Origin of the sequence: Streptomyces sp. NPDC086080 (assembly GCF_044540255.1) — a bacterium.
Classification (GTDB): Bacteria; Actinomycetota; Actinomycetes; order Streptomycetales; family Streptomycetaceae; genus Streptomyces.
Genome location: NZ_JBITRU010000006.1, coordinates 221,684 through 239,905 on the forward strand (window position 1 = coordinate 221,684; position 18,222 = coordinate 239,905).

The 18,222-nt window shown below is 71.3% G+C and carries 18 protein-coding genes and 1 pseudogene; 18 read left to right on the forward strand and 1 reads right to left on the reverse strand.

The features are described 5' to 3' along the window. Window positions 1-23 precede the first annotated feature (23 nt). Together ACIF9R_RS10465 and ffh are read left to right on the forward strand one after the other, a co-directional pair. On the forward strand, window positions 24-2,468 hold the full coding sequence (locus ACIF9R_RS10465) for a [protein-PII] uridylyltransferase (protein ID WP_399977277.1): 2,445 nt from the start codon (window positions 24-26) through the stop codon (window positions 2,466-2,468). Window positions 2,469-2,689: 221 nt separating this feature from the next. Then, window positions 2,690-4,240: a signal recognition particle protein gene (gene ffh, locus ACIF9R_RS10470; protein ID WP_399977095.1), complete on the forward strand. Its 1,551-nt coding sequence runs from the start codon at window positions 2,690-2,692 to the stop codon at window positions 4,238-4,240. A 60-nt stretch (window positions 4,241-4,300) separates the two neighbouring features. Here the strand turns inward: ffh and ACIF9R_RS10475 are convergent, their stop codons facing one another. Next, the gene (locus tag ACIF9R_RS10475; protein ID WP_399977097.1) at window positions 4,301-5,155 is read right to left on the reverse strand and encodes a methyltransferase domain-containing protein; all 855 of its coding nucleotides are present in this window, start codon (window positions 5,153-5,155) and stop codon (window positions 4,301-4,303) included. Window positions 5,156-5,790: 635 nt separating this feature from the next. Between ACIF9R_RS10475 and ACIF9R_RS10480 the strand changes: the two genes are divergently transcribed. The 16 genes and pseudogenes from ACIF9R_RS10480 (at window position 5,791) to whiG (ending at window position 18,217) form a co-directional block, all read left to right on the forward strand. Next, entirely contained in the window at window positions 5,791-6,387 is a 597-nt protein-coding gene (locus tag ACIF9R_RS10480) for a hypothetical protein (RefSeq protein WP_399977100.1), read from the forward strand. A gap of 360 nt (window positions 6,388-6,747) precedes the next feature. Then, window positions 6,748-7,167 (forward strand): 30S ribosomal protein S16, encoded by a 420-nt coding sequence (gene rpsP, locus ACIF9R_RS10485; RefSeq protein WP_399977103.1) that lies wholly within the window; start codon window positions 6,748-6,750, stop codon window positions 7,165-7,167. 2 nt (window positions 7,168-7,169) lie between these two features. Then, window positions 7,170-7,409, forward strand: a complete 240-nt coding sequence (locus tag ACIF9R_RS10490) for an RNA-binding protein (protein ID WP_399977106.1) — start codon at window positions 7,170-7,172, stop codon at window positions 7,407-7,409. A gap of 109 nt (window positions 7,410-7,518) precedes the next feature. Further along, window positions 7,519-8,073, forward strand: coding sequence for a ribosome maturation factor RimM (rimM, locus tag ACIF9R_RS10495; RefSeq protein WP_399977108.1), 555 nt, complete (start codon window positions 7,519-7,521; stop codon window positions 8,071-8,073). After that, the gene (gene trmD / locus ACIF9R_RS10500; RefSeq protein ID WP_399977278.1) at window positions 8,073-8,906 is read left to right on the forward strand and encodes a tRNA (guanosine(37)-N1)-methyltransferase TrmD; all 834 of its coding nucleotides are present in this window, start codon (window positions 8,073-8,075) and stop codon (window positions 8,904-8,906) included. Before rimM ends, trmD begins: the two co-directional genes overlap by 1 nt. 132 nt (window positions 8,907-9,038) lie before the next feature. Continuing rightward, window positions 9,039-9,389, forward strand: coding sequence for a 50S ribosomal protein L19 (rplS, locus tag ACIF9R_RS10505; RefSeq protein ID WP_004924850.1), 351 nt, complete (start codon window positions 9,039-9,041; stop codon window positions 9,387-9,389). A 45-nt stretch (window positions 9,390-9,434) separates the two neighbouring features. Then, window positions 9,435-10,169 (forward strand): signal peptidase I, encoded by a 735-nt coding sequence (lepB, locus tag ACIF9R_RS10510; protein ID WP_399977111.1) that lies wholly within the window; start codon window positions 9,435-9,437, stop codon window positions 10,167-10,169. Beyond that, window positions 10,162-11,250: pseudogene (lepB, locus tag ACIF9R_RS10515) on the forward strand (signal peptidase I); the annotation flags it as partial. The gene lepB (ACIF9R_RS10510) and the pseudogene lepB (ACIF9R_RS10515), both read left to right, overlap by 8 nt. Continuing rightward, a complete protein-coding gene (gene lepB, locus ACIF9R_RS10520) occupies window positions 11,141-12,127 on the forward strand; it encodes a signal peptidase I (protein ID WP_399977114.1) in 987 nt (328 codons plus the stop codon). The pseudogene lepB (ACIF9R_RS10515) and the gene lepB (ACIF9R_RS10520), both read left to right, overlap by 110 nt. 33 nt (window positions 12,128-12,160) lie before the next feature. Next, window positions 12,161-12,946, forward strand: a complete 786-nt coding sequence (gene lepB, locus ACIF9R_RS10525; RefSeq protein WP_399977116.1) for a signal peptidase I — start codon at window positions 12,161-12,163, stop codon at window positions 12,944-12,946. Continuing rightward, on the forward strand, window positions 12,936-13,463 hold the full coding sequence (locus ACIF9R_RS10530) for an NUDIX hydrolase (protein ID WP_399977119.1): 528 nt from the start codon (window positions 12,936-12,938) through the stop codon (window positions 13,461-13,463). Before lepB (ACIF9R_RS10525) ends, ACIF9R_RS10530 begins: the two co-directional genes overlap by 11 nt. Window positions 13,464-13,515: 52 nt before the next feature. Beyond that, window positions 13,516-13,824, forward strand: coding sequence for a DUF2469 domain-containing protein (locus ACIF9R_RS10535; RefSeq protein ID WP_399977121.1), 309 nt, complete (start codon window positions 13,516-13,518; stop codon window positions 13,822-13,824). Between the two features lie 123 nt (window positions 13,825-13,947). After that, entirely contained in the window at window positions 13,948-14,319 is a 372-nt protein-coding gene (locus tag ACIF9R_RS10540; protein WP_399977123.1) for a YraN family protein, read from the forward strand. 1 nt (window position 14,320) lies between these two features. Next, window positions 14,321-15,946: a YifB family Mg chelatase-like AAA ATPase gene (locus tag ACIF9R_RS10545; protein ID WP_399977126.1), complete on the forward strand. Its 1,626-nt coding sequence runs from the start codon at window positions 14,321-14,323 to the stop codon at window positions 15,944-15,946. Further along, window positions 15,943-17,130, forward strand: a complete 1,188-nt coding sequence (gene dprA / locus ACIF9R_RS10550) for a DNA-processing protein DprA (RefSeq protein WP_399977129.1) — start codon at window positions 15,943-15,945, stop codon at window positions 17,128-17,130. The genes ACIF9R_RS10545 and dprA overlap by 4 nt, the downstream gene beginning before the upstream one ends. 274 nt (window positions 17,131-17,404) lie before the next feature. Then, a complete protein-coding gene (gene whiG, locus ACIF9R_RS10555; RefSeq protein WP_399977132.1) occupies window positions 17,405-18,217 on the forward strand; it encodes an RNA polymerase sigma factor WhiG in 813 nt (270 codons plus the stop codon). Window positions 18,218-18,222 lie beyond the last annotated feature (5 nt).

An 18,222-nucleotide genomic window follows, 5' to 3' on the forward strand; every position in this document is an offset into this window, starting at 1 on the left:
GTCGCCGGGTGACGGGTACGAACATGGACAACGAGACAGCGGACTCGAAACCCGGCGGCTACGCGGCGGCCCGGCTGCGCCTCCTCACCGAGGAGGGGCGGTCCGGGCCGCCGCGCCGTGCCGCCCTCGCGGACCTCACCGACACCTGGCTCACCGCACTGTTCGCGGCGGGCACCGACATCCCGCGCGGGGTGTCCCTGGTCGCCGTGGGCGGCTACGGGCGCGCCGAACTCTCCCCACGCAGCGACCTCGACCTGCTCCTGCTGCACGACGGCGGCGACCCCGAGGCGGTCGCAGCCCTCGCCGACCGCCTCTGGTATCCCGTCTGGGACCTGGGCCTCGCCCTCGACCACTCCGTCCGCACCCCCGCCGAGGCCCGAAAGACCGCGGCCGAGGACCTCAAGGCGCAACTCGGACTGCTCGACGCCCGGCACATCGCCGGTGACCTCGGTCTCACCACCGCACTGCGCACCGCCGTTCTCGCCGACTGGCGCAATCAGGCACCGAAACGCCTCCCCGCCCTGCGGGAGATGTGCGAGGAACGCGCCGCACGCATGGGCGAACTGCAGTACCTCCTCGAACCCGACCTCAAGGAGGCCCGCGGCGGCCTCCGCGACGCCACCGCCCTGCGCGCGGTGGCGGCCTCCTGGCTCGCCGACGCCCCCCGCGAGGGCCTCGCCGACGCCCGCCGCCGGCTCCTCGACGTACGGGACGCCCTGCATCTGGCCACCGGTCGCGCCACCGACCGCCTCGCGCTCCAGGAACAGGACCAGGTCGCGGCCGGACTCGGCATGCTCGACGCGGACGCGCTGCTGCGGCAGGTCTACGAGGCCGCGCGGGTCATCGGCTACGCCACCGACGTCACCTGGCGCGAAGTGGGACGCGTACTGCGCTCCCGCGCGGTGCGCCCGCGGCTGCGCGCCCTGCTCGGTGGCGCAAGGACGCAGGGCGGAGGGAAAGCCGCGCCCGAGCGCTCCCCGCTGGCCGAAGGTGTGGTGGAACAGGACGGCGAGGTGGTACTCGCCCGCGCCGCGCGCCCCGAACGCGACCCCGTACTCCCGCTGCGCGCCGCGGCCGCCGCCGCCCAGGCCGGACTTCCGCTCTCGCTGCACGCCGTACGGCGCATGGCGGCCGGTGCGCGCCCGCTGCCCGCGCCCTGGCCCGCCGAGGCGCGGGAACAACTGGTGACCCTGCTGGGATCCGGCCGGCCCACGGTGCAGGTATGGGAGGCGTTGGAGGCGGAAGGCCTGGTCAACGGCATGCTCCCGGACTGGGAAAGGGTCCGCTGCCGTCCTCAGCGCAACGCCGTGCACCTCTGGACCGTGGACCGGCATCTCATCGAGACCGCCGTCCGCGCCTCCGAGTTCACCCGGCGTGTGCACCGCCCCGACCTGCTGCTGGTCGCCGCGCTGCTGCACGACATCGGCAAGGGCTGGCCGGGCGACCACTCGGTGGCCGGTGAGGTCATCGCCAGGGACGTGGCCGCCCGCATCGGCTTCGACCAGCACGACGTCACCGTGATCGCCACCCTCGTACGCCACCACCTGTTGCTCGTCGAGACCGCCACCCGGCGCGATCTGGACGACCCCGCCACCGTCCGCGCGGTCGCCGAGGCCGTCGTCTCCCAGGGCACCCTCGAACTGCTGCACGCCCTCACCGAGGCGGACGCCCTCGCCACCGGACCGGCCGCGTGGTCGTCATGGCGCGCCTCGCTCGTCACCGAACTGGTCGAACGGGTCTCCGCCGTGCTCTCCGGGGACGTACCCGGCGACCCGGCGGAAGCGGCACCCACCGCGGAACATGAACGTCTCGCGATCGAGGCCGTCGCCACGGGCGCGCCCGTGCTGTCCCTGCGGGCACAGACCGAGCCGCCCGCCGAACCCTCCGGGGACCCCGAACCGCTGGGCGTGGAGTTGCTGATCGCCGTACCCGACCAGGCGGGCGTGCTCCCCGCGGTGGCCGGCGTGCTCGCCATGCACCGGCTGACCGTACGGACCGCCGAACTGCGGGCGCTGGATCTCCCGGCCGGCGTCGACGGCTCCGTGCTGCTGCTGGACTGGCGGGTCGCCGCCGAGTACGGCTCCCTGCCCCAGCCCACCCGGCTCCGCGCCGACCTCGTGCGCGCCCTGGACGGCAGCCTCGACATCGCCGCCCGTCTCGCCGAGCGGGACGCCGCCTATCCCCGCCGCCGGGGCGTGGTCGCACCCCCGCCGCGCGTGACGGTCGCCCCTGCCGCCTCCCGGCATGCCACGGTGATCGAGGTCCGCGCGCAGGACGCGCCGGGGCTGCTGTTCCGGATCGGGCGGGCGCTGGAGGACGCGGGGGTGCGGGTACGAAGCGCCCACGCGAGCACGCTGGGGGCGAACGCGGTGGACGCCTTCTACGTGACGCAAGAGCAGGGTGTGCCTTTGCCGGGTGAAGAGGCGGTGGCTGTGGCTCGGAAGCTGGAAGAGGCGCTGCGGGCGTGACCTTCTGGTCACGTCATGCGTTGAAGGGATGTGCTCCCCGCCGATGCGGGGATGGTCCCGCGGTGGACGCGTTCTACGCCACCGGGTCTGGTTGCTCCCCGCCGACGCGGGGTTTCCGTCCCCCGCCTACTGACCTCAGCGGGCGGGGGCGATTTACTTGCCGGGACGGATACCCTGGAGGGCAGCCCGAAACGCCCCCGACTCCGAGGACCGACGCCGCCGTGTTCGACACTCTCTCCGATCGCCTCTCAGCGACCTTCAAGAATCTGCGTGGCAAGGGGCGGCTGTCCGAGGCGGACATCGACGCCACGGCGCGCGAGATCCGTATCGCGCTCCTCGAGGCCGACGTGGCCCTCCCTGTCGTCCGGGCCTTCATCAAGAACGTCAAGGAACGCGCCCTCGGTGCCGAGGTCTCCAAGGCGCTCAATCCGGCGCAGCAGATCATCAAAATCGTCAACGACGAGCTGATCACCATCCTCGGCGGGGAGACCCGCCGCCTGCGCTTCGCCAAGCAGCCGCCCACCGTGATCATGCTGGCGGGTCTGCAGGGTGCCGGTAAGACCACCCTCGCGGGCAAGCTCGGCAAGTGGCTCAAGGACCAGGGCCACTCCCCGGTGCTGGTCGCCGCCGACCTCCAGCGCCCGAACGCCGTCAACCAGCTGAGCGTCGTCGCCGAGCGCGCGGGGGTGGCCGTCTACGCGCCCGAGCCGGGCAACGGTGTGGGCGACCCGGTGAAGGTCGCCAAGGACTCCATCGAGTTCGCCAAGACCAAGGTCCACGACATTGTGATCGTGGACACCGCGGGCCGCCTGGGTATCGACCAGGAGATGATGCGGCAGGCCGCCGACATCCGGGACGCGGTCGGCCCCGACGAGATCCTGTTCGTCGTCGACGCGATGATCGGTCAGGACGCGGTCAACACCGCCGAGGCCTTCCGTGACGGCGTCGGCTTCGACGGCGTGGTGCTCTCCAAGCTCGACGGTGACGCGCGCGGTGGTGCGGCCCTGTCGATCCGGCAGGTCACCGGCAAGCCGATCATGTTCGCGTCCAACGGTGAGAAGCTCGACGAATTCGACGCCTTCCACCCGGACCGGATGGCCTCCCGCATCCTCGACATGGGTGACCTGCTCACCCTGATCGAGCAGGCGGAGAAGACGTTCAGCCAGGAAGAGGCCGAGAAAATGGCCTCCAAGCTGGCGTCGAAGAAGGGCCAGGACTTCACCCTGGACGACTTCCTGGCCCAGATGGAGCAGGTCAGGAAAATGGGCAGCATCTCGAAGCTGCTCGGCATGCTCCCCGGAATGGGCCAGATCAAGGACCAGATCAACAACCTGGACGAGCGGGACGTCGACCGCACCGCCGCGATCATCAAGTCGATGACCCCGGCCGAGCGCCAGGAGCCGACGATCATCAACGGCTCGCGCCGCGCCCGTATTGCCAAGGGTTCCGGTGTCGAGGTCAGCGCCGTGAAGTCCCTGGTCGAGCGGTTCTTCGAGGCGCGGAAGATGATGTCCCGCATGGCTCAGGGCGGCGGCATGCCGGGGATGCCCGGGATGCCGGGCATGGGAGGCGGTCCCGGCCGGACGAAGAAGAAGCAGAAGCAGGCCAAGGGGAAGCAGCGCTCCGGCAACCCGATGAAGCGCAAGCAGCAGGAGCAGGAGGAGGCCGCGCGCCGCGCCGCCGCGGCGGAGGGCGGTAACGCCTTCGGTCTTCCGCAGCAGGGGGGCAAGGACTTCGAGCTGCCCGACGAGTTCAAGAAGTTCATGGGCTGAGGCCCACGCCGGTGTGCCCCTGGGGCGTCCCTCACCGAGGGGGCGCCCCAGCGGTGTGTCTCAGGGGGTGCGCGCGACGAGGTAGCGGAACACGTTGGGCATCCACACGGTTCCGTCCGGTCGCTGGTACGGATGCAGGGCCTCCGCCAGCTCCTTGTCGACCTGCACCTGGTCCGTGGCGGTGATCGCCGGATCGAGGAGTCCCGTCGACTTCAGGCCACGCAGCGCGCTGTCCGTGTCGGCGTAGCCGAAGGGGCACGCCACCCGCCCGGAGCCGTCCGGCCGCAGTCCCGCCCGCGCGGCGACCCGTTCCAGGTCGTCCCGGCCGGTCGGCCGCCAGGTGCCCGTGCCGCGCAGCGGCTGTGCCGGCTCGGTGGTGCTCCGGAGCAGGGACGCCGTGGCGCAGCGCTCCGGTGGACCCCAGCCGGCCAGCACCACGGCCGCTCCGTGGCCGGCCAGCGGCACGGCCTCGGTGAGCAGCTCGCTCAGCCTCTCCGCGTCCCCCGAGAGGCAGCCGATCGGCTCGAACGCGGTCACGACCGAGTACGCGGGCGTGTCCGCGCGGGCCGTGTCCGCCGGTGAGCCGTGCACGATCCGGGTGCCGGTACGGGCGCCCGCGTCGCGTTCGTCGGGCAGCAGCCGTTCGCGTGCGAGGGCCAGCAGGTCGGCGCCGGTGTCGACGCCGGTGACCGTCGCTCCGCGTGAGGCCGCCATGAGCAGGGCCAGCCCCGAGCCGCAGCCGAGGCCGAGGAGCCGTGTCGCCGGGCCTACGTCCAGTCGCTCGTAGACGGCCTCGTAGAGCGGTACGAGCATCCGCTCCTGGATCTCGGACCAGTCACGCGCGCGGGCACGCAGGTCCACCCGGGGGGAGGCCCCCGTGCGAGGCAGGTGCTGCCGCACGAGCGTAGGTGTCATAGGTAAGCGCCCCAATCAGCCGAGAGTTGCCGCGGTGCCCGGTTTTCTGCCCCCCGCGCAGTGCGCCCGCACTCCCCCCGTATGCCAGGTAACTCCGCCCGCGACGTGTCGTCCAGTGGAACGGGGCGGCGGTCTGGTACTTGCTTGTGCCACTGGCAAGAATTCACGTTCCGGTAATCCGGGGCCGTGCGGCCCGCCATGGTGAAGGCACCCGTGCACCGGTTCCGGCCAATGTCGACGGGTCGAGAGGCGCCGGAGCGGGACGGTGCGCGGTGCGGCAGGGTGAAGGGGGTAACGTCGCGGTCGTGGCGGTTCCGGTGAGCTGGACGCCGACCCGCCCGAGGAGCGGCCGGAACACCTCTTGCGCATCCGGGGACCTCGTACGCGCCGGGGCACGGAGACTGCTGACGCGCGAAGTAGGGGTGGCCCGCAGGGGTCTCGTATCCGGGTGGTGGCGGGAGACGGGTGGGCGTACGTCAGCCTACGCACCACCTTGAGGTGAGCTGCGAGGCTTCTCCGCAGATCAGCGCACCCGCCCTCGTCAGGACGCATCAGTGGCAACTGACGGGTACGTGCAAATTATTTGGGATGCCCCGGAATCGGAACACAGAGGCACCCGCGCTCGTTGTGATTACGTGAGCACGACACAGACACCACCTGTTCTCGCCGCAGAGCTGGCAGAGGCGTGGGCCGACATTCAGCGGTACCACCCCGAACTGCCCGATCTTGCCGCGCCCGAGTCCCTGATCGGGGAGTCGTCGTCCGCGTGCGGTCACGAACTCTCCTTCGAGCGACTGCTGCACGAGGCAGTCCATGGCGTCGCCGCCGCGCGCGGCGTACGCGACACATCCCGCGCCGGCCGCTACCACAACCGCAGATTCCTCGCGATCGCCGAGGAGCTGGGCCTGGATCACCCCGAGGAACCGCATCCCAGCAGCGGCTTCTCGCTGGTCACGCTCACCCCCGAGGCGAAGCGCCGCTACCGTCCGACGACGGAACGTCTCCATCGCGCCCTGAAGGCCCACACCGCGGCGACCGCGGGCGACACCGCCCGCAGCTTCCGCGGGCCGGCCGCGCGGCACGGCTCCTCCGGGGGTGGTGTGCGGGTCAAGGCCGTCTGCGACTGCGGCCGCAACGTCCGCGTCGTCCCGTCCGTCCTGGCCCAGGCCCCCATCGTCTGCGGCGGCTGCGGCAAACCGTTCCGGATCCCGGAGGTCATGGCAGCGAGCTGAGCGCCCGGCACCTCGTGGGTGCCGGGGGTCCTCGGCTTCATTGCGTACACCCGTACCGCCGCGGGCAAGTCGTGTTGTTGGGCGGCACGGGTGTCCGCGGCGGCACCTTGCGGCGCCGAGTGGCGCACCCGCCGCACGGTCACCAGGACGCCGGGTGTTTCCGCGGGCTGCCCGCGCACAGGCGGGCCCCCTCGGTGAAGCGCGCCCCGCAGGGTGTGGCACAATGGCTAGCTGTACTCGACAGTCGCACAGGACCCCTCTCTCCTCCGGCTGACGCGTCCATCGGGCACTCGGGTACCGCAACCCCACGCGGCATTCTCGCCGTGCCCACCCACGTCAAATCCAGGAGAACCCACTCCCGTGGCAGTCAAGATCAAGCTGAAGCGTCTGGGCAAGATCCGTTCGCCTCACTACCGCATCGTCGTCGCCGACTCCCGTACCCGCCGTGACGGCCGGGCCATCGAGGAGATCGGCAAGTACCACCCGACGTACAACCCGTCGGTGATGGAGGTCGACGCCGAGCGCGTGGCGTACTGGCTCGGTGTCGGCGCCCAGCCGACCGAGCCCGTGCTCGCCATCCTGAAGAAGACCGGCGACTGGCAGAAGTTCAAGGGCGAGCCCGCCCCTGCTCCGCTGCTGCAGCGGGCCGAGAAGCCTGCCCGTCCGTCGTTCGAGGCGTTCGGCGGCGAGGACGAGGGCAAGGGTGAGGCGATCACCCAGAAGAAGAAGGCTGAGAAGAAGGACGAGGCCCCGGCCGAGTCCGCGTCCACCGAGGCCTGAGCATGCTCGAGGAGGCTCTCGAGCACCTCGTGAAGGGCATCGTCGACCATCCCGACGATGTGCAGGTCGCCTCACGCAACCTGCGCCGCGGGCGCGTGCTCGAGGTCCGGGTCCACCCGGACGACCTCGGCAAGGTGATCGGCCGCAACGGCCGCACCGCGCGCGCTCTGCGTACCGTCGTGGGCGCCATCGGCGGCCGCGGTATCCGTGTCGACCTCGTCGACGTGGACCACGTCCGCTGACGCCAAACGCAGCACCGGCTCGGGCCGGGGAGGGCCACTGGGCCGTCCCCGGCCCGTAGTCGTTCGAGCCGTGAGTGGCTCGTCGCCGTCCGACAGGAGATCAAGCACAGTGCAGCTGGTAGTCGCTCGCATCGGCCGTGCCCATGGCATCAAGGGCGAGGTCACCGTTGAGGTCCGTACCGACGAACCGGAGGTGAGGCTCGGGCCCGGTGCCGTCCTGGCCACCGACCCCGCCTCGGTCGGTCCGCTCACCATCGAGACCGGCCGGGTGCACAGCGGCCGGCTCCTGCTGCGCTTCGCGGGTGTCCACGACCGGAGCGGCGCCGAGGCGCTGCGCAACACCCTCCTCATCGCCGACGTCGACCCGGACGAGCGGCCCGAGGACGAGGACGAGTACTACGACCACCAGCTGATCGACCTCGACGTCGTCACGAAGGACGGCGAGGAGGTCGGCCGGATCACCGAGATCTCGCACCTGCCCACCCAGGACCTCTTCGTGGTCGAGCGCCCCGACGGCACCGAGGTCTATGTGCCGTTCGTCGAGGAGATCGTCACCGAGATCGACCTGGAGGAACAGCGCGCGGTCATCGATCCGCCGCCCGGTCTGATCGACGACCGGGCCGAGACCGCCTCCGCGCTGGACACCACCGGGAACGAGGCGTGATGCGGCTCGACGTCGTCACGATCTTCCCCGAGTACCTGGAGCCGCTGAACGTCTCCCTCGTCGGCAAGGCGCGCGCGCGTGGACAGCTGAACGTGCATGTTCACGACCTGCGCTCCTGGACCTACGACCGGCACAACACCGTCGACGACACCCCGTACGGCGGCGGCCCCGGCATGGTCATGAAGACCGAGCCCTGGGGAGACGCGCTGGACTCGGTGCTGGCGGACGGTTACGAGACCGGTTCCGGCGAGCCGGCCCTGATCGTGCCCACTCCCAGCGGCCGGCCCTTCACCCAGGAACTGGCGGTCCACCTCTCCGAGTGCCCCTGGCTGATCTTCACCCCGGCCCGCTACGAGGGCATCGACCGCCGCGTCATCGACGAGTACGCGACCCGGATACCCGTGTACGAGGTGTCCATCGGTGACTACGTCCTCGCGGGCGGCGAGGCGGCCGTCCTCGTGGTCACCGAGGCCGTGGCCCGGTTGCTCCCGGGAGTCCTCGGCAACGCCGAATCGCACCGCGACGACTCCTTCGCGCCGGGTGCCATGGCCGGCCTGCTGGAGGGCCCCGTCTACACCAAGCCGCCGCGATGGCGCGAGCGGGGGATTCCGGACGTGCTGCTCAGCGGTCACCACGGGAAGATCGCCCGCTGGCGGCGCGACGAGGCGCTGCGCCGCACCACGGCCCACCGGCCCGACCTCATCGAACGCTGCGACCCCGGGGCCTTCGACAAGAAGGACCGCGAAATGCTGTCCATCCTGGGCTGGGCGCCGGACCCGGCGGGAGAGCCGTACGGCCGATTTTGGCACAGGACCGACGGCGTGGAAGAATAGGCCGCTGTTGTGCGTCGTCCGGCGTGCGCCCCTGCCGCAGGGGGACATGACGCCCGCCCGTACCGCACTCTTCGGTCCGCAAACCCTAGTTGCCGTTGATGACCTGCGGCATCAGCGAAGAAAGCAGACGAAATGTCCCACCTGCTCGACTCCGTCGACTCCGCGTCGCTGCGCAGCGACGTCCCGGCGTTCCGCCCCGGCGACACCGTCAACGTCCACGTGCGCGTCATCGAGGGCAACCGCTCCCGTGTGCAGCAGTTCAAGGGCGTGGTGATCCGCCGCCAGGGTGCCGGCGTCCGCGAGACCTTCACGGTCCGCAAGGTCTCCTTCTCCGTCGGCGTCGAGCGCACCTTCCCGGTGCACACCCCGATCGTCGAGAAGATCGAGCTCGTTACCAGGGGTGACGTCCGCCGCGCCAAGCTGTACTACCTGCGTGAGCTGCGCGGCAAGGCTGCCAAGATCAAGGAGAAGCGCGAGAACTGAGCGCTTCACCGCCGTCGCACCGGGGCCGGATAGCATGTGGCCCCGATGGACACCGAAGCACAGCCGACGGAGCGCGACCGTTCCTTCTCCACGGCCGGACCCGAGGACACCTCGGGAACGGTGGGTCCGGAGGAGCGGTCGCGCTCCGCGTTGGTGCCGCGCATCACGCACTGGCTCCCCGGCGGGCGCATTACCCTGACCCTGTTGCTCTGTCTGCTGTTCCTGATGGCCGTCAACACGTTCGTGGCGCGGCCGTTCGAGATCCCGAGTGGATCGATGGAGCCCGGATTGAGGGTCGGGGACCGCGTTCTCGTAAATAAGTTGGCGTACCGGTTCGGTGACGGGCCGGGCCGCGGGGACATGATCGTGTTCGACGGCACCGGGTACTTCGGTGAGGCCGACTACATCAAGCGCGTCGTCGGGGTGGGCGGAGACCACGTGGTCTGCTGCGACAGGGAGGGGAGGATCCGCGTGAACGGCCGGTCGGTCGACGAGTCGGGCTTCCTGTTCCCCGGAGACAGCCCCTCCACGGTGCCGTTCGACGTCGTCGTGCCCGACGGGCGGCTGTTCGTCCTCGGCGACCACCGCGGCAACTCGAGCGACTCCCGCGACCGCCTCGGCTCACCCGGCGGCGGCATGGTCCCCGTGGACGAGGTGATCGGCCGCGCCGACGGGATCGTATGGCCCTTCGGCCGGGCCACCCGGCTGCAGCGGCCCGACGCCTACGACCGCGTCCCCGCGCGTGAGGCGGCCCGTCCGGCGGAGGGCGGACATGGGTAACCGCGGCAAACCTCGCGGTGTCCCGGAGAGCGCCGCGGAGAACCTGCTGCCCACCGGATCCCGCCGCGCGGCCGGCCCCGCTCCCGGACGCAGCCGGGCCGAACGCCGCAAGCTCCAGCGCAAGGTCAAGCGGCGCCGCAGGCGTGGCGCGGTCAAGGAGATCCCCCTTCTCATCGGCGTGGCCGTGCTGATCGCGCTGGTCCTGAAGACGTTCCTGGTCCAGGCCTTCGTCATCCCCTCGGGCTCCATGGAGCAGACGATCCAGATCGGCGACCGGGTTTTGGTGGACAAGCTCACGCCGTGGTTCGGGTCCGAGCCGCAGCGCGGTGACGTCGTCGTCTTCAAGGACCCCGGCGGCTGGCTCCAGGACGAGCAGACGAGCCCGAAGAAGGACGATCCCGTCGGGATCAAGCAGATCAAGGAAGGGCTCACCTTCATCGGACTGCTGCCGTCGGAGAACGACAAGGACCTCATCAAGCGGGTCGTCGGCGTCGGCGGCGACCGGGTCCAGTGCTGTGACCAGCAGGGCCGTGTCACCGTCAACGGCGTTCCCCTGGAAGAGGACTACCTCTACCCCGGCAACGCCCCCTCCACGACCCCGTTCGACATCACCGTGCCCGAGGGGCGGCTGTGGGTGATGGGTGACCACCGGGCGAACTCCGCCGACTCCCGCTCCCACCAGGACACCGACTACGGCGGCACCGTCTCCGAGGAGGAGGTGGTGGGCCGGGCCATGGTCATCGCCTGGCCACTCGGTCACTGGAACACCCTGGAGGAACCCACGACCTACGCCTCCGTGTCGGACTCCGCGCCGGGGTCGACCGCTGCCGCCCCGCTGTCGCATAGGGTTGCCCCGGACGATCCCAAGGGAATGGTCCAACTCCCGAGCCCTGCGGAACTCCCGCTCGTTATGGGAGTGGTGGGCCTGCGCCGGACATGGCGCGGGCGGCGGCAGAGAGTGAGGAGTTGGCGTGGGGGATGCGGCGGTTGGCGCACGGTCCGGACGCGAGGGCGAGGAGCACCGCGGGCGTCCCGCGGAGACGGCCTATCCCGCTGGGGACGACTCCGTGACCTCCGGGAAACACTCCTCGGCGGATGGCGAAGGCCCCGGGGACGGGCAGCCCCCGGCCGGCCGGGGAGGTTCGGGCGACGGCTCTCCACGGGCGAAGCAGCCCCGCTCCTTCTGGAAGGAGCTGCCCATCCTGATCGGTATCGCGCTGGTACTGGCGCTGCTGATCAAGACGTTCCTGGTGCAGGCGTTCTCCATCCCGTCCGACTCGATGCAGAACACCCTCCAGCAGGGTGACCGGGTCCTGGTCGACAAGCTGACCCCCTGGTTCGGTTCCGAGCCCGAGCGCGGCGAGGTCGTGGTGTTCCACGACCCCGACAACTGGCTGGCGGGCGAGCCGACGCCCGATCCGAACCCCCTGCAGAAGGTCCTCAGCTGGATCGGCCTGATGCCGTCCGCGGAGGAGAAGGACCTGATCAAGCGGGTCATCGGCGTCGGCGGTGACACGATCGAGTGCAAGGGCACCGGCCCGCTGAAGGTCAACGGCATGGCGCTGAACGAGGCGTCGTACGTGTATCCCGGCAACACCCCGTGCAGCCAGGACGACCAGGGCGGCCAGTTCAAGGTGAAGGTCCCCGAGGGCCACATCTGGGTCATGGGCGACCACCGCCAGAACTCCCGGGACTCGCGGTACAACCAGGCGGACAAGAACGAGGGCTTCGTCCCCGTGGACAAGGTCGTCGGCCGCGCCATCGTCATCGCCTGGCCGATCAACCGCTGGTCCAACCTGCCCGTCCCGGACACCTTCGACCAGCCCGGCCTGCAGGCCGCGTCGTCCGCCGCGGCCCTGTCGGTCGCGCCGCAGGGTCTGGCACTCGCGGGTGCGGCGCCCCTGGTGCTGTGGCGGCGACGGAGGTACGGCGACGGAGCAGGCCGGGAAGAGGGCTGACCGCGTCCGGTACTGCCGGGTAGGGTGCGGCCCATGAGTGGTCAGAGCACGACGCGCACGGTCCCCGGCGCGAGCGGTCCGGACAGCGGCAGAGCGGGTGGCCGGACCGGTCAGCGCCTGTCCGGGCTGGCCGTGGCCCTGGGGCTGGTGCTGTTCCTCGGCGGATTCGTCTGGGGAGCGGTGGTGTACCGGCCGTACACCGTGCCCACCACCTCGATGGCGCCGACGATCGGCGCGGGCGACCGGGTGCTGGCCGAGCGCATCGACGGCGACGAGGTCCGCCGTGGTGACGTCGTCGTCTTCACGGACACGACCTGGTCGAACGCGCCCATGGTGAAGCGGGTGGTCGCCGTCGGCGGCGACAAGGTCTCCTGCTGCCAGAACGGCAAGCTGACGGTCAACGGCGAGCAGATCGACGAACCGTACCTCTCCGATCTCATCGAGGGCCCGGCGACCGGGTCCGCCGATTTTCCCGAGGTGACCGTGCCGCAGGGGCGCCTGTTCCTGCTCGGCGACGAGCGCTCCGGGTCGGTGGACTCCACGGCCCATCTGACCGACGCCGCCGGCGGCACCGTCTCCCGTGACGCGGTCCAGGCCCGGGTCGACGCCGTGGTCTGGCCCCTGGACGGAATGCTGACGGCACCCACCGGTTTCGAAGAACTCGGTGCGCTCTCCTCGCCCGGCCCGTTCAGGACCGTCGTCGCCGCGGTGATCGCCGGCGCCGTCCTCGTCCTCGGCGGGGCCGCCTACGGCCCGCTCGCCAACCGGGCGGGGGCGTCCCGGGCCCGGGCGAACGGGGGAACCACCGGTGTCCGCTGAGCCGGCACCGGCGGTCGAGGGTTCCTACGAGGGCGGACTGCGCAGGGTCGCCCGGGTCGTCCTGCTCGACCCGCGGGACCGCATCCTTCTGCTGCACGGCCACGAACCGGACGACCCCGCCGACGACTGGTGGTTCACCCCCGGCGGCGGCGTCGAGGGCGAGGAGACCCGCGAGCAGGCCGCGCTGCGCGAACTCGCCGAGGAGACCGGCATCACGGAGGTGGAGCTGGGCCCTGTGCTGTGGCGGCGCAGGTGCTCCTTCCCGTTCGCCGGGCGCCGCTGGGACCAGGACGAGTGGTACTACCTCGCCCGTACCGCGCAGACGGTGACCGCCGCCACGGCGCTGACCGAGCTGGAGCGGCGCAGTGTCGTCGGAGCGCGCTGGTGGACGTGTCCGGAACTCACCGGTGCACGTGAGACGGTGTATCCGACCAGACTCGCCGGGCTGCTGCGGACACTGCTCGACGAGGGTCCCCCCGCCCGCCCCGTGACCCTGGACACCGAAATCGTCCGGTGACACCCGGGACAGGCGCACAATGGTGGGATCGCACGGCTGAAGGGGAACTGCCATGAGCGCCGAGGACCTCGAGAAGTACGAGACCGAGATGGAGCTGAAGCTCTACCGGGAGTACCGAGATGTCGTCGGTCTGTTCAAATATGTGATCGAGACCGAACGGCGCTTCTATCTGACCAACGACTACGAGATGCAGGTGCACTCGGTCCAGGGTGAGGTGTTCTTCGAGGTGTCGATGGCGGACGCCTGGGTGTGGGACATGTACCGGCCGGCCCGGTTCGTGAAGCAGGTGCGCGTGCTCACGTTCAAGGACGTGAACATCGAGGAGCTCACCAAGAGAGATCTGGAACTGCCGAGCGGGTGACCGGGCCCCGTGCGGGCGGTGCTCGTACGGGTGACGGAGTTCTCCACAACCGCCGGGTCGTCCACCGAGATCCACTTCGGGGAGCGGGATGCGTGACGTTGGGCGCCGGAGGTGGTGCCGACCATGGACGCACATCGGGCGCACAGCGCACTCGGCAGGTACGGCGAGACCCTGGCCGCGCGGCGGCTGACGCAGGCGGGAATGACGGTCCTGGAGCGCAACTGGCGCTGCGGCCGGACCGGAGAGATCGACATCGTGGCCAGGGACGGCGACGCCCTGGTCGTCTGCGAGGTGAAGACCCGCAGGGCAGGACCCTTCCAGCACCCCATGGAGGCGCTCACGCGGGCCAAGGCGGCCCGGCTGCGGCGCCTCGCGGAGCGCTGGCTCCAGGAACACGGGGGAGCACCGCCCGGCGGGGTCCGCATCGACCTGGTCGGCGTGCTGTTGCCGGCCCGTGGGGCACCCGTCGTCGAGCACGTCCGGGGGGTGGCCTGACATGGGGTTCGCCCGTACGTGCTCGGTGGCCCTGGTGGGCGTCGAGGGCGTGGTCGTGGAGGTCCAGGCCGACCTGGAACCGGGAGTCGCGGCGTTCACGCTGGTGGGGCTGCCGGACAAGAGCCTGACGGAGAGCCGGGACCGGGTCAGGGCCGCCGTGGTCAACTCCGGCGGGGAGTGGCCGCAGAAGAAACTCACCGTGGGACTCAGCCCGGCATCGGTGCCGAAGGCCGGCAGCGGCTTCGATCTGGCCATTGCCTGCTCGGTGCTCGGCGCCGCCGAGCGGATCGATCCACGGGTGCTGGCCGACCTCGTGATGATCGGCGAACTCGGGCTGGACGGCCGGGTCCGCCCGGTGCGCGGCATCCTGCCCGCGGTACTGGCCGCGGCCGACGCGGGCTACGAACAGGTGGTGGTGCCGGAGTGCGCCGCCGCCGAGGCCTCGCTGGTGCCGGGCGTGTCCGTCCTGGGAATCCGTAGCCTGCGCCAGCTGATCGCGGTACTCACCGACGAGCCGGTGCCGGAGGAGCAGACCGAGGACCCGGAGCGGCCCGACCCGCTGCTGTCGGGGCTGCGCCTCCCGGGCACCGGAGCGGCCACCGGCATGCACACCTTCGGCGCGGCACACCAGGACCAGGGGCACGACCTCGCGGACGTCGTCGGCCAGCGCTCGGCGCGGACGGCGGTGGAGGTGGCCGCCGCGGGCGCCCACCACCTTTTCCTCGAGGGACCACCCGGCGCCGGCAAGACCATGCTCGCGGAGCGGCTGCCGTCGATCCTGCCGCCACTGGACCGGCAGGCGTCCCTCGAGGTGACGGCCGTGCACTCGGTGGCGGGCCTGCTCCCCCCGGGCAAGCCCTTGATCGGCACGGCGCCCTACTGCGCCCCCCACCACTCGGCCACGATGCAGGCACTGGTCGGCGGCGGTCCCGGGACGGCCCGGCCGGGAGCGGTGTCGCTCTCGCACCGGGGCGTGCTCTTCCTGGACGAGACACCGGAGTTCAGCAGCAAGGTCCTGGACGCGTTGCGTCAGCCGCTGGAGGCAGGGCACGTGATCATCGCGCGGAGCGCGGGGGTCGTGTGCTTCCCGGCGCGCTTCCTCATGGTGCTCGCCGCCAATCCCTGTCCCTGTGGGCGCTTCTCGCAGACGAACGAGCAGTGCGAGTGCCCGCCCGCGGCGATCCGCCGTTACCAGGCCCGGCTGTCCGGACCGCTGCTCGACCGGGTCGACCTGCGGGTCGAGGTCGACCGGGTCACCCGTGGCGAACTGTCGGCGAGCGGCGCCGGCGGCGAAGCCACCGTGCGGGTCGCCGACCGGGTGCGCGCGGCCCGGGAGCGCGCGGCGGCGCGGCTCGCCGGTACCCCGTGGCGCACCAACAGCGAAATCCCGGGCCGGGAACTGCGCAGCCGCTGGCGAGCCGCCCCCGGGGCCCTGGACGACGCGGAGCGGAGCCTGGAACGCGGCGTGCTCAGCGCCCGGGGGCTCGACCGGGTCCTGCGGGTCGCCTGGACCGTCGCCGACCTGTCCGGCCACGACCGGCCCGACGCCACCGACGTCGCCCTCGCCCTGCAACTGCGCACCGGCGTCCCGCGAGGGGTGCCCATGGCCATCGGGGCGGCGGTATGAGCGCCGGGACGAGCTCGGCGACGGGCCTGGAGCCCGGCCCCGGGGGCGACGCACTGCTCGGCCGGGTCCTCCTCACCCGGGTCCTCGAACCCGGTGACGAGGTCGGCGGACGCTGGCTGCGGACACTCGGTGTGGACACTCTGGTGCGACGGCTGAGGGAAGGCGGTGAGCCGCCACCCGGGGTGAGCGGTAAGCGGTGGGCAGGGCTGCGGGCCCGGGCCGAGCGGGCCGAGCCGCGCCGGGATCTCGCCGTCGCCCGGGACGCCGGAGTGCGGTTCGTCTGTCCGGGAACCGCCGAATGGCCCGGGCAGCTCGACGACCTGGGGGACGCGAGGCCGCTCGGGCTGTGGGTGCGGGGCAGTGCGGACCTGCGGATGTGGGCGCTGCGCTCGGTCGCCGTCGTGGGCGCCCGCGCCTGCACCGAGTACGGCGCGTACATGGCCGCCGCGCTCGCGGCGGGCCTGGCCGAGCGTGGCTGGATCGTGGTCTCCGGGGGAGCCTACGGGATCGACGGCGCCGCGCACCGCGGAGCGCTGGGCGCCGGCGGCGCCACCGTCGCCGTCCTCGCCTGCGGAGTCGACCGGCCCTACCCGCGCGGACACGCCGGACTCATCGGCAGGATCGCCGAACAAGGGCTGGTCGTCGGTGAGTTGCCGCCCGGCGATCATCCGACACCGAGCAGATTCGTGCTCCGCAACAGGGTGATCGCGGCGCTCACCAGGGGCACGGTCGTCGTCGAGGCCGCCCACCGCAGCGGCTCCCTGGTGACAGCCCGTGCGGCCCGTCGCCTGGGCCGCCACACCATGGGCGTTCCGGGGCCGGCCACCAGCGGCCTCTCCGCCGGAGTGCACGAACTGCTGCGTCAGGACGCGGTCCTGGTCACCGATGCCGCCGAGGTCGTCGAACTGGTCGGCGACATGGGCGAGCTCGCGCCGGAACGCCGGGGACCGGTACTGCCCCGGGACCTCCTCGCCCCGGCCTGCCGTCAGGTCCTCGACGCCCTTCCGGCGCGGGCCACGGTCCGGCCCGAGGAGATCGCCCTCGCCGCGCGGACCACCCCGGACGACGCGATCGCGAGACTGTACGAACTACGAGCACTTGGCTACGTCGAACGACACGGCGACGGCTGGAAGTTGACGCGCCAGGCGATGACACCGGTCCGCGAAGGACCGGACACCCGCTGACGGAGCGTGTTCGGCCGTCCGGGGGAACCACGACGCCCCAGGGAAAATAAGCCAGTTGGGACACCCGGGTGATCACACAGAGCGACGGGCATGCCCCGGTGGGGCGGCGTCCGGAACGTATCTGCGCACGGCCCTGCCTCGCCTCTTCGCACACCGCGACGCCGCAGTCACGCTACGCTCACGAGGATCCCGACACGGACAGGCAAAGCCCGACATCGGACAGACAGCGAATCCGGCCAGCACCAGCCCACGGCAGAACGGCACTAGGCGACGAATGCCCCAGCACACCTCCGGGTCCGACCGGGCGGCGATCCCCCCAGCCGCCCGCGACGGTGGCAGCGTGCGGCCGCCGGCTCCCTCGACGCTCGAGGAGCTGTGGCGGTCGTACAAGGCGACGGGGGACGAACGACTGCGGGAGCAGCTGATCCTGCACTACTCGCCGCTGGTGAAATACGTCGCCGGCCGGGTCAGTGTGGGGCTGCCGCCCAATGTCGAGCAGGCGGACTTCGTCTCCTCCGGGGTCTTCGGACTGATCGACGCGATCGAGAAGTTCGATGTCGACCGGGAGATCAAGTTCGAGACCTATGCGATCACCCGCATCCGGGGCGCGATGATCGACGAACTGCGGGCACTGGACTGGATCCCGCGCTCGGTGCGGCAGAAGGCGCGCAACGTCGAGCGCGCCTACGCCACGCTCGAGGCGAGGCTGCGGCGCACGCCGTCGGAGAGCGAGGTCGCCGGCGAGATGGGTATCGGCGTGGACGAGCTGCACGCGGTTTTCAGCCAGCTTTCGCTGGCCAATGTCGTCGCCCTGGAGGAACTGCTGCAGGTCGGGGACACCCTGGAGGACACGGCCGCGGACAACCCGGTGGTGGTGGCCGAGGACCGGGAGCTGCGGAGGTTCCTGGCACGGGCCATCAACACCCTGCCCGAGCGGGAGAAGACCGTGGTCACGCTGTACTACTACGAAGGGCTCACGCTGGCCGAGATCGGCAATGTGCTGGGCGTGACCGAGAGCCGGGTCAGCCAGATCCATACGAAGTCCGTGCTCCAGCTGCGCGCCAAACTGGCGAGCTTCGGCCGCTGAGTCGT

What these genes read in the sequence shown, in the direction of transcription:
- ACIF9R_RS10465 (WP_399977277.1), top strand. Translation starts at nt 24, where the DNA reads ATGGACAACGAGACAGCGGACTCGAAACCCGGCGGCTACGCGGCGGCC.
- ACIF9R_RS10475 (WP_399977097.1), bottom strand. Translation starts at nt 5,155, where the DNA reads ATGACACCTACGCTCGTGCGGCAGCACCTGCCTCGCACGGGGGCCTCC.
- ACIF9R_RS10490 (WP_399977106.1), top strand. Translation starts at nt 7,170, where the DNA reads ATGCTCGAGGAGGCTCTCGAGCACCTCGTGAAGGGCATCGTCGACCAT.
- trmD (WP_399977278.1), top strand. Translation starts at nt 8,073, where the DNA reads ATGCGGCTCGACGTCGTCACGATCTTCCCCGAGTACCTGGAGCCGCTG.
- rplS (WP_004924850.1), top strand. Translation starts at nt 9,039, where the DNA reads ATGTCCCACCTGCTCGACTCCGTCGACTCCGCGTCGCTGCGCAGCGAC.
- lepB (WP_399977111.1), top strand. Translation starts at nt 9,435, where the DNA reads ATGGACACCGAAGCACAGCCGACGGAGCGCGACCGTTCCTTCTCCACG.
- lepB (WP_399977116.1), top strand. Translation starts at nt 12,161, where the DNA reads ATGAGTGGTCAGAGCACGACGCGCACGGTCCCCGGCGCGAGCGGTCCG.
- ACIF9R_RS10535 (WP_399977121.1), top strand. Translation starts at nt 13,516, where the DNA reads ATGAGCGCCGAGGACCTCGAGAAGTACGAGACCGAGATGGAGCTGAAG.
- ACIF9R_RS10540 (WP_399977123.1), top strand. Translation starts at nt 13,948, where the DNA reads ATGGACGCACATCGGGCGCACAGCGCACTCGGCAGGTACGGCGAGACC.
- ACIF9R_RS10545 (WP_399977126.1), top strand. Translation starts at nt 14,321, where the DNA reads ATGGGGTTCGCCCGTACGTGCTCGGTGGCCCTGGTGGGCGTCGAGGGC.
- dprA (WP_399977129.1), top strand. Translation starts at nt 15,943, where the DNA reads ATGAGCGCCGGGACGAGCTCGGCGACGGGCCTGGAGCCCGGCCCCGGG.
- whiG (WP_399977132.1), top strand. Translation starts at nt 17,405, where the DNA reads ATGCCCCAGCACACCTCCGGGTCCGACCGGGCGGCGATCCCCCCAGCC.